The organism is Nocardioides sp. Z13_37 (assembly GCF_058355585.1).
Genome location: NZ_JBZGDV010000007.1, coordinates 219,401 through 228,613 on the forward strand (window position 1 = coordinate 219,401; position 9,213 = coordinate 228,613).

Annotated in this window: 9 protein-coding genes; 6 read left to right on the forward strand and 3 right to left on the reverse strand. The window is 70.0% G+C overall.

The window, feature by feature from the left end:
• Positions 1-42: 42 nt before the first annotated feature.
• Entirely contained in the window at positions 43-1,629 is a 1,587-nt protein-coding gene (locus AC4H2S_RS16995) for an MXAN_6640 family putative metalloprotease (protein WP_491498158.1), read from the forward strand.
• Between the two features lie 11 nt (positions 1,630-1,640).
• On the opposite strand, the gene AC4H2S_RS17000 is transcribed toward AC4H2S_RS16995, so the two are convergent.
• Positions 1,641-2,252, reverse strand: a complete 612-nt coding sequence (locus AC4H2S_RS17000) for a TetR/AcrR family transcriptional regulator (RefSeq protein WP_491498159.1) — start codon at positions 2,250-2,252, stop codon at positions 1,641-1,643.
• A gap of 39 nt (positions 2,253-2,291) precedes the next feature.
• On the opposite strand from AC4H2S_RS17000, the gene AC4H2S_RS17005 reads away from it, so the two are divergent.
• From AC4H2S_RS17005 to AC4H2S_RS17025, 5 genes are read left to right on the forward strand one after another with little or no spacing between them, the layout of a single operon-like run.
• Entirely contained in the window at positions 2,292-3,545 is a 1,254-nt protein-coding gene (locus AC4H2S_RS17005; protein ID WP_491498160.1) for an acyl-CoA dehydrogenase family protein, read from the forward strand.
• The gene (locus AC4H2S_RS17010; RefSeq protein WP_491498161.1) at positions 3,542-4,330 is read left to right on the forward strand and encodes an SDR family NAD(P)-dependent oxidoreductase; all 789 of its coding nucleotides are present in this window, start codon (positions 3,542-3,544) and stop codon (positions 4,328-4,330) included. Before AC4H2S_RS17005 ends, AC4H2S_RS17010 begins: the two co-directional genes overlap by 4 nt.
• Positions 4,327-5,409: a phosphotransferase family protein gene (locus AC4H2S_RS17015; RefSeq protein ID WP_491498162.1), complete on the forward strand. Its 1,083-nt coding sequence runs from the start codon at positions 4,327-4,329 to the stop codon at positions 5,407-5,409. Before AC4H2S_RS17010 ends, AC4H2S_RS17015 begins: the two co-directional genes overlap by 4 nt.
• On the forward strand, positions 5,406-6,074 hold the full coding sequence (locus AC4H2S_RS17020; RefSeq protein WP_491498163.1) for a histidine phosphatase family protein: 669 nt from the start codon (positions 5,406-5,408) through the stop codon (positions 6,072-6,074). Before AC4H2S_RS17015 ends, AC4H2S_RS17020 begins: the two co-directional genes overlap by 4 nt.
• Positions 6,075-6,083: 9 nt before the next feature.
• Positions 6,084-6,827: an SDR family oxidoreductase gene (locus AC4H2S_RS17025; RefSeq protein ID WP_491498164.1), complete on the forward strand. Its 744-nt coding sequence runs from the start codon at positions 6,084-6,086 to the stop codon at positions 6,825-6,827.
• Between the two features lie 481 nt (positions 6,828-7,308).
• Here AC4H2S_RS17025 and AC4H2S_RS17030 read toward each other — a convergent pair whose 3' ends face one another.
• Both AC4H2S_RS17030 and AC4H2S_RS17035 read right to left on the reverse strand, forming a co-directional pair.
• Complete coding sequence (locus AC4H2S_RS17030; RefSeq protein ID WP_491498165.1) at positions 7,309-8,247, reverse strand: Ltp family lipoprotein; 939 nt, start codon at positions 8,245-8,247, stop codon at positions 7,309-7,311.
• A gap of 255 nt (positions 8,248-8,502) precedes the next feature.
• Positions 8,503-9,174, reverse strand: a complete 672-nt coding sequence (locus AC4H2S_RS17035; RefSeq protein WP_491498166.1) for a hypothetical protein — start codon at positions 9,172-9,174, stop codon at positions 8,503-8,505.
• Positions 9,175-9,213 lie beyond the last annotated feature (39 nt).

The window sequence follows — 9,213 nt, forward strand, 5'->3', positions numbered from 1 at the left end:
GCGGGTTAGGGTCGGGTGGACATGACCGACACGAGGGGAACCATGCGCAGATTCGTCACCACCGCAGTGGCCATCGCACTGGTGGGCGGGGCGCTCGGCGCCCCGGCCGTCGCGGCCACCAACGACCGTCCGGGCAGCACGCCCGGGTCATCGGGGGTCCTCGACCCCTCCGACCTGCTCGAGCTGACTCCGGAGCCGGCCCTGCCCGTGCTGGAGGAGCAGCTCGAGCCGACCGCGTCCGAGACCCTCGCGACGGCGCGCCGCGTGCTCGCCGGCGATGCCCGGCCGAGCGACCCCTCCGCGACCCTGGTGCTGCGCGACCTCTGGATGAAGCGCTCGCAGCTCGAGGGCGCCCAGCGGCGCCAGGCCGACGCGCTCCTCGCGCGCCCGACCGACGGCGTCAGCGACCCCCAGGGGTTCGGCTACACCGTCGCCGAGGCGCCGCCGCTGTGCAACACCCGCATCTGCGTGCACTACGTGCCCACCGGCGCCGACGCCCCGCCGTCGCCCGACTGGCCGGCGACCAACCTGGCGGTCATGGACTCGGTGTGGTCGACCATCGTCGACCAGATGGGCTTCCGCGCTCCCGTGCGTGACGGCAGCAAGGGCGGCAGCCCGCAGTTCGACGTCTACCTCAAGGACCTCGGCGGCTCGCTCTACGGATTCTGCGCCGGGGAGCAGCGCGCCAAGAAGCGCACCGCCTCGGGCTACTGCGTGCTCGACAACGACTTCGCCGCCGCGCAGTTCCCCAACGGGACGCCGCTGGACAACCTGGTCGTCACGGCCGGGCACGAGTTCTTCCACGCCGTCCAGTACGCCTACGACTACGCCGAGGACCCGTGGATGATGGAGTCCACGGCGACCTGGATGGAGGAGCGGATCGCGACCACGGTCAACGACAACCGCCAGTACCTCCCGGTCAGCCAGATCTACGCCCCCAACATCCCGCTCGACGCCTTCAGCCGCACCAACGGCTTCCAGTACGGCAACTGGGTGTTCTGGGAGTACCTCACCTCGCGCTACGGCAACGGGCTGATGCTCAAGGTCTGGAAGCAGTCCGGCAGCCTCAAGAAGGACGGCGGGAAGAACAGCATCCTGGCCCTCCAGAAGGTGCTCAAGCGCAAGGGCGGCTTCGCCAAGAACTACGCCCTGTTCGCGGCCGGCAACCTGACGCCCGCGGCCAACTTCCCCGAGGGCGCCGAGTACCCCGGCCCCAAGGTCCGCGGCGCCAAGTTGCTGACCAAGCGCAAGCGCACCAAGAAGTTCGGCACCAAGATCAACCACCTGGCCTCGGCGTCCTACGTCTACGGGCCGGGCACGGGCCTCGACGGCAAGAAGTGGAAGCTCGGGCTGCGCATCACCGGCCCGGACAAGCGCACCTCCCCGGCGGCGGTGGTGGTCGTCCACCGCCTCGACGGCAAGCGCAAGGTCAAGCTGGTCAAGCTCAACCGGCGCGGTGACGGGACCACCAAGGTGCCCTTCGACAACCGCAAGGTCGCCGCGGTGTCGGTGACGCTGGTCAACGCCTCGACCCGCTACCGCTGCAACCGCAACACGCTGCTGGCCTGCGCCGGCAAGCCGCTCGACGACCGGCTGCGCTTCGCGGTGAAGGCGCGCGCCACGAAGTGACGCGCCACTGATCAGGAGCTGATCCGCAGCAGGGCGGGGAGCGCGGCGACGCACTCTCCGACCAGCTGCGACAACGGGACCGGGCGTTCACCGGTCGGCACTGCCGACCAGGTGAGCGCCCGGTCCTCGGTGTAGGCCCACCACGCGCGGACGACGTCGCGTCGCGACTCCGCAACCCCGAGGGCCGCCACCACCCGGTCGGTGCTGACGTCGCGCACCGAGTCCATCACCTCGCTCACCCGCGGGTCGGCGACGCCGTGGCCGTGCACGAGCGCGAGGTAGAACCTGCGCCGCCGCTCGATCTGCTCGATCATCAGGCGCGTGGTCATCTCCACCTGCGCCGGGCCCGGGAGCGTCTCGTCGGGAGCCGTGTTGCGCAGGATCCGGCGACCGGCCGCCGCGATGCAGGCGAGGTAGAAGTCGGTCTTGGTCGGGAAGTAGTGGAAGAGCAGCCCGCGCGAGATCCCGGCCTCGGCGGCGATGTCGTCCATGGAGAGGTCCTGGATCGGCGTCTCGACGATCATCGCGAGGCCGATGCCGACGAGCTGGCGGCGCCGCTCGTCGGCGCTCAACCGACGGCGTACGACGGGTGCGTCGGCGGGCGGCACCGGGGCGTCGGACATCTGTTGAGCATTGCTCAACAGTGTGCGAAGGTCAACGACATGGACTTCTCCCTCTCCCCGCGCGCGGGCGACCTGCGCGAGCGCGTGCGCGCGTTCGTCACCGACGAGATCGAGCCGATCGAGGCCGAGGCGCACCGCCGGATCACCCGGCTGCGCGAGTCCGGCGGCGACAGCTGGACCCCGGACCCCGTCATCGCCGACCTGCAGGCCAAGGCCCGCGCCCAGGGCCTGTGGAACCTGTTCCTGCCCGCGTCGCACGCCGGGCGCTACGCCGCCGACTTCGGCACCGACGGCGGCGAGGGGCTCACCAACGTCGACTACGCGCCGGTGGCCGAGGCGATGGGCCGCTCGTTCCTCGCCCCGCTGGTCTTCAACTCCAACGCCCCCGACACCGGCAACATGGAGGTGCTGCTCAAGTACGGCACCGAGGAGCAGCGCGAGCAGTGGCTCGAGCCGTTGCTGCGCGCGGAGATCCGCAGCGCGTTCTGCATGACCGAGCCGGCCGTGGCGTCGTCCGACGCGACCAACATGGCGGCCACCGCGGTGCTCGACGGCGACGAGGTCGTCATCAACGGGCGCAAGTGGTGGTCCACCGGCGTCGGCAACCCCGACTGCAAGGTCTTCGTCTTCATGGGGCTCTCCAACCCCGACGCCGACCGGCACTCCCGCCACACCATGGTCCTGGTGCCGCGCGACGCCGAGGGCGTGCGGGTCGAGAGGATGCTCACCACGATGGGCTACTACGACGAGCCGCTGGGCCACGGCGAGGTCTCCTTCGACGACGTGCGGGTCCCGGCGTCCAACGTCCTGCTCGGCCCGGGCCGTGCCTTCGAGATCGCCCAGGGCCGGCTCGGCCCCGGCCGGGTCCACCACTGCATGCGCGCGATCGGCCTCGCGGAGCGGGCCCTCGAGCTCGCGTGTGCCCGTGCCCTCTCGCGCACCGCCTTCGGCAAGCCGATCGCCAGCCTCGGCGGCAACCGCGAGCGCATCGCGGACGCGCGGATCGCCATCAACCGCTCGCGGTTGCTGGTGCTGCACGCCGCCTGGCTGCTCGACCAGGGCATGAGCCGCGAGGCCTACTCCGCGGTCAGCGAGATCAAGGTCGAGGTGCCGGCGATGGCTCTCGACGTGATCGACATGGCGATCCAGCTGCACGGTGGGGCCGGCATGTCCGACGACTTCCCGCTCGCGGCCGCCTGGGTCGGGGCTCGCACGCTGCGGCTGGCGGACGGGCCCGACGAGGTGCACCGCAACGTGGTCGCCAAGATCGAGCTCGGGAAGCACGCCTCGTGAGCGCCGCGCCGACGAGCAGCCCGCGCCGCGTCCTGGTCACCGGTGCCGCCTCGGGCCTCGGCGCGGCGCTGGTCGCGGCCTTCCGCGAGCGGGGTGACGAGGTGCTCGCCACCGACCGGGTCGCCGCCGACGGCATCGACCTCGTCCTCGACATCACCTCCGACGCCGACTGGGACGCGGCCGTGGAGGCCGTCCGGCAGCGGTGGGGCGGCCTCGACATGCTGGTCAACAACGCCGGCGTCGCCGGTGGCGGGCGGGTCGACCGCTGCACGCTCGAGGAGTGGCAGTGGATCACCGACATCAACCTCTTCGGCGCGGTCCGCGGCACCCGGGCGTTCGTCCCGATGCTCAAGGCGCAGCGCTCGGGCCACCTCGTCAACGTGGCCTCCCTCGCCGGGCTCGTGCACCCGGGCGGGATGGGCTCCTACAACGCGGTGAAGGCTGCGGTCGTGGCCTTCACCGAGACGTGCGGCCACGAGCTGGCGTCGTACGGCATCCGCGCGAGCGTGGTCTGCCCGTCCTACTTCCGCACCAACCTGATGGACTCCCTGCAGGGCAGCGACGAGGCCGTGGGCCGCGTGGTCGCCGGGCTGGTCGAGCGCTCGACCACCACCGCCGACGACATCGCCGCCGCGGTCCTGGCCGGCATCGACGCCGGCGACGAGGTGATCGTGCCGGACGAGGCCGCCCGGCAGGCCTTCTTCCTCAAGTGGGCCGACCGGCCGGCCTACGACGCGATCATGCGCGACCAGGCGGCCAAGCTCGAGGCGGGAGCGGGGTCGTGATCGACGTGCCCGGCGCCCGCGAGGTGCGCGCGGAGGACGCGTTCGACGTCCCCCGGGTCGCGGCCTGGATCCGCGACCACGCCGACCGCGCCGACGGGCTCGACGGCGAGCCGGACGTGCGCCAGTTCACCGGCGGCGCGTCCAACCTCACCTACCTGCTGCGCTACCCCTCGGGCCGCGACCTCATCGTGCGACGCGCCCCGGCCGGCACCAAGGCGCGCGGCGCGCACGACATGCACCGCGAGCACGCCATCCAGTCGGCGCTCGCGCCGGTCTTCGGCTACGTCGCCCCGATGGTCGCCTTCTGCGACGACGCCGACGTCATCGGCGGCGACTTCTACGCGATGGAGCGGATCCCCGGCGTGATCCCCCGCAGCGAGTGGCCCCGCGACGTGCCCCTGTCCGCCGACCAGGCGCGCGAGCTGTGCCTGCACGCCGTCGACGTGCTCGCCGAGCTGCACGGCATCGACCCCGAGGAGGCGGGTCTCGCCGGGCTCGGCAAGGGACGCGGCTACGTCCGCCGCCAGGTCGAGGGCTGGTCGACGCGCTACCGCAACGCGCGCACCGACGACGTGCCCGACCTCGAGTCGGTGATGGCGTGGCTCGACACCCACCAGCCCGACGACGTGGCCACCTGCGTGATCCACAACGACTACAAGCTCGACAACCTGGTGCTCGCCGAGGACGACGTGACGCGCGTGGTCGGGGTGCTCGACTGGGAGATGGCGACCCTCGGCGACCCGCTGATGGACCTCGCCGGCTCGATGGCCTACTGGGTCCAGGCCGACGACGACGAGGAGTTCCAGCTGATGCGGCGGGTGCCCACGCACCTGCCCGGGATGCTGACCCGCGACGAGTTCGTGGCGGCCTACGCCGAGCGCACCGGCCGGTCCGTCACCCCCGAGCAGTGGCGGTTCTACGAGGTCTTCGGGCTCTTCCGGATGGCCGTGATCGCCCAGCAGATCTACTACCGCTGGTTCCACGGCCAGACGACCAACGAGATGTACGCCCTCTTCGGGCCCGCCGTGCAGGTCATCGGCCGACGGCTCGACGGGCTGATCGAGGCAGGGGCCGCGTGAGCCGCATCCTCCTCGTGCGGCACGGGCAGGCCTCGTTCGGCGCCGCCGACTACGACGAGCTCTCCCCGACCGGGCACGAGCAGTCGCGCGTGCTCGGCGCCGCCCTCGCCGCCCGGGGGGTCGTGCCCGACCTGGTCGTGACGGGCGGGATGAGGCGCCACGCCCAGACGGCGCACGGCGTGCTCGACGGCGCGGGCTGGTCGACGCCAGTGGACGTCGACCCCGGCTGGAGCGAGTTCGACCACCTGCAGGTGCTGGCCGTCCACGACCAGCCCACCACCGCGGAGGGCGAGTCGGAGAAGGCCGCGTTCCAGCGGTGGTTCGAGGAGGCGACCCGGCGCTGGACGTCCGGGGAGCACGACGAGTCCTACGACGAGTCCTTCGCGGCGTTCACCACCCGGGTGGGCGCGGCTCTCACCCGGCTGGCCGAGGCGCTGCCCCGCGGCGGCACGGCCGTCGTGCTGACGAGCGGCGGACCGGTGGCCTGGGTGGCGGCCGCCCTCCTCGCGGACGCCGAGCCGGCGCGCACCGACCTGTGGCTGCGGCTCAACCCCGTGTCGATCAACACCGGCACGTCGACCGTCGTCCGCGGCTCGCGCGGCACCACGCTCGTGACGTTCAACGCCGCCGACCACCTCTCCCCCGACCTGATCACCTACCGCTGAGGACCCCCCGTGCCGACGACCCTGATCACCGGAGCCAGCAGCGGCCTGGGCGCCGAGATGGCCCGCCAGCTGGCCGCCCGCGGCCACGACCTGGCGCTCTGCGCGCGCCGGACCGACCGGCTCGACGCGCTGCGCGACGAGATCGTGGCCGCCCACCCCGAGCGTCGCGTGGTGGTCAAGGCGCTCGACGTCGACGACCACGACGCGGTCTTCCGCGTCTTCGGTGAGTTCCGCGACGAGCTCGGCGGACTCGACCGGGTCGTCGTCAACGCCGGGATCGGCAAGGGCCAGCCGCTCGGCACCGGCCGCTTCGACGCCAACCGCCGGACCGCGATGACCAACTTCGTCGCCGCGCTGGCCCAGACCGAGGCGGCGGCCGAGATCTTCCGCGAGCAGGACGCCGGCCACCTCGTGGTGGTCTCCAGCATCTCCGCGCTGCGCGGCATGCCGCGCAACATGACGACGTACGCCGCCACCAAGGCCGGCGTCGCCCACCTCGCCGAGGGCTTCCGCGCCGACGTGGCCCACACGCCGATCAAGGTGACGGTGCTCTACCCCGGGTTCATCGTCTCGGAGATGTCGGCCACCGCCACCGCCACTCCCCTGGTCGCCTCGACCGAGAAGGGCGTGCGGGCGATGGTCGAGGCGATGGAGAAGGAGAAGACCTCGGCGCGCGTCCCGGCCTGGCCGTGGGCGCCGCTGGGATTCCTGCTCAAGCGCGTGCCGGTGTCGGTGCTGCGACGTCTGGCCTAGCGCCGGCTCAGGTGCCTCGCCTGGTCCGGGTGACACTGCGCCCGGGAGGCACTGCCCGATGTCACCTCACCTCGCCTCACTCACCTTGAGGAAGGAGAGGTGCCAGATTCTCGCGTGAGCAGCTCGGCGCACCTCAACCGCGGCGCGGTCAGCAACAGCACCGTCGGCCCTAAGCGGCGGGAGGTGGGTAGCCCAGACAGGACTCGTGGCGTGGTGAGGGCCGCGGTTCGCAGGACATGGGAATCGCACAAGCCGAAGCCTGACCGGAAAAAGCCATCTGGACCGGGGACGATGTGATCGGATCCCGCAGGACCTGCCAATTGTTCATCGACGGCAATGGCCGGGCTTACGAGCGACGCATACGCGGCCCCTTGTCAACGAGCGCGGACCTTGCCCGGCACGCGGCTCAAGGACGCACGCGCAATGTGCCTTCAGTGTGATGCGCAACCAGGGGTGACCAACCTCTAACTGCGCATCGCACCTAGTACGCCTTGTTGGCGCCGTACGCCGCCTGCTCATAGGTGAAGCCCTCGAACTGGAGTTGTCCGATCAGACCCTCGAGCGAAAAGCTTGAGTAGTCCAAGTAGGACGCCGCGGACTTGACCGCCTGCTCGTTCCAGTTGACCCTCAGATAGTCGACGGCAAAGGTCGCGTCCGCGGTCTCGTAGCCCTCGAACTCCAACTGGCCAATGAGACCTGTGCGGGAGAACGCGCTGTAGTCGAGATAGGACTGCGCTGCGCCGATCGCGTTCTCCATTGCGGCCGTTATCTTCGACCGGCTCGGGTCAGCCGGGAAGTCATCCTCGGAGTCCGCGACCTTGTCCCCGTCGGAGTCCTTGCTGTACCGCTCATCCTTTGGGAAGTCGTCGAGGGGATCGGCGATTCCGTCACCGTCAGTGTCTTTGCTGTACTTGGCGTTCTTGGGGAAGGCGTCCTTAAAGTCCGGGACGCCGTCTTTGTCACTGTCGACGTCATTCTCCGTTTGGACCTTCGGGTCCTCGGGTCGGTAGTCCTCGTCATCGTTGATGCCGTCGTTGTCGGTATCTACGGGTCCCGGTTGCACCTCGGCGTCAGCCGCATCGGACGTGGCCGGTGATGCCGCCGCGGTGGGTGACGGCTCCGTGGCCGCGGCTCCGGGGGTCTCCTCATCCGGCAACAGACTGCCCACGATCGAGAGAGCGACGATCACTGCAGCAGTGATTACCCACCAGCGGAAGTACCAAGGCTTCGTCGGTGCCGGCTTCGTCTCTGCAACTTGCGCCGCCGGGAACATCGGTTTCGGTCCAGGGTTATCGGCGTGCTGCGACGCATGGAGAAGCGGATGAGTGTCTTCCGTCCAGGCCTGGCCGTCCCACCAGCGCAGCTGCTCGCTGTTCGACTGGTCAGGGAACCATCCCGGCGGCGGCGTGTTGGTAGGCATTGAACGGTCCCCCATGATGCGTCGTTACGCGATGATCGAAGCTTGACGTGGCTACGTCAGGATCGCATTGACAAGATCCGCTTGTACGCGAAATTGAGGACGGCGTGCCTCGGGCTGTCGTGGTTGCGGCGAGAGCTCGCAGCCCCGACAGTGGTCCCCCAACCACGAGCAGCGCCATGTCCCCCGTGTCCCCTGCACGCGGTGGTGTGACGCATGGCCCGTCGACCGCGCGCCTCCGCGAGCTGCCTTGTAGACCTAGCTCTTGAAGGTCGCTAGGCGGGTCAGCGCGCTGTCGGCGCGATCGATCCGCACCGACGCTTTCGACCAGTGGCCCTGGAGTTCCCGAAGCTTCGCACCCTCCACCGAGCAGTGGTAGTCGTCGATGCATGCGTCCCACTTGTTGTGCGACTTGTTGTACTCGTTGTATGCCCCCTCCAGGGGAACACCCACTCGCTGAATGCAAGTAGGCGACAACTTCTTGAACGGGATGTCGTTATAGGCCACGGCCACATCGCCTAGCCTGCTGCCGAGATCGGCGTATGTCAGCCCGACGTCCAAGCGCCCGTCGATCTCCTTCAGGGAACTCAGCAGGTTTCCTAACTGGGCCTTGCACTCCTTCTGCGCAGCCTTTGCAGCCTCCCGTTCGGCCACTTCCTCGGCCTCCGCCTCTGCGGAGGCGCTCGCCTCGGCTTCTGCAGAAGCACTCGCTTGAGCCTCAGCCGAGGCGTCGGCCCCGGCTTCCTTGTCAGCGCTTTCGTCCCGGGCCGTGCCGCAGGCCACCAGTACAAAGCACATCGCGCCAACTAGGACGCCGTACTTCTTTCGCATCTTGTCCCCCAGTGCGTCGTTACGCTCAGAGCCTGCCACCAGATCGCCCCGATATCTCAAGAACGATGACGATCCGAACGGTCGACGCCGCTCCCTCATGGGACAAGCGCCTGCACAGGCAGGCGGCGGATTGGCGCA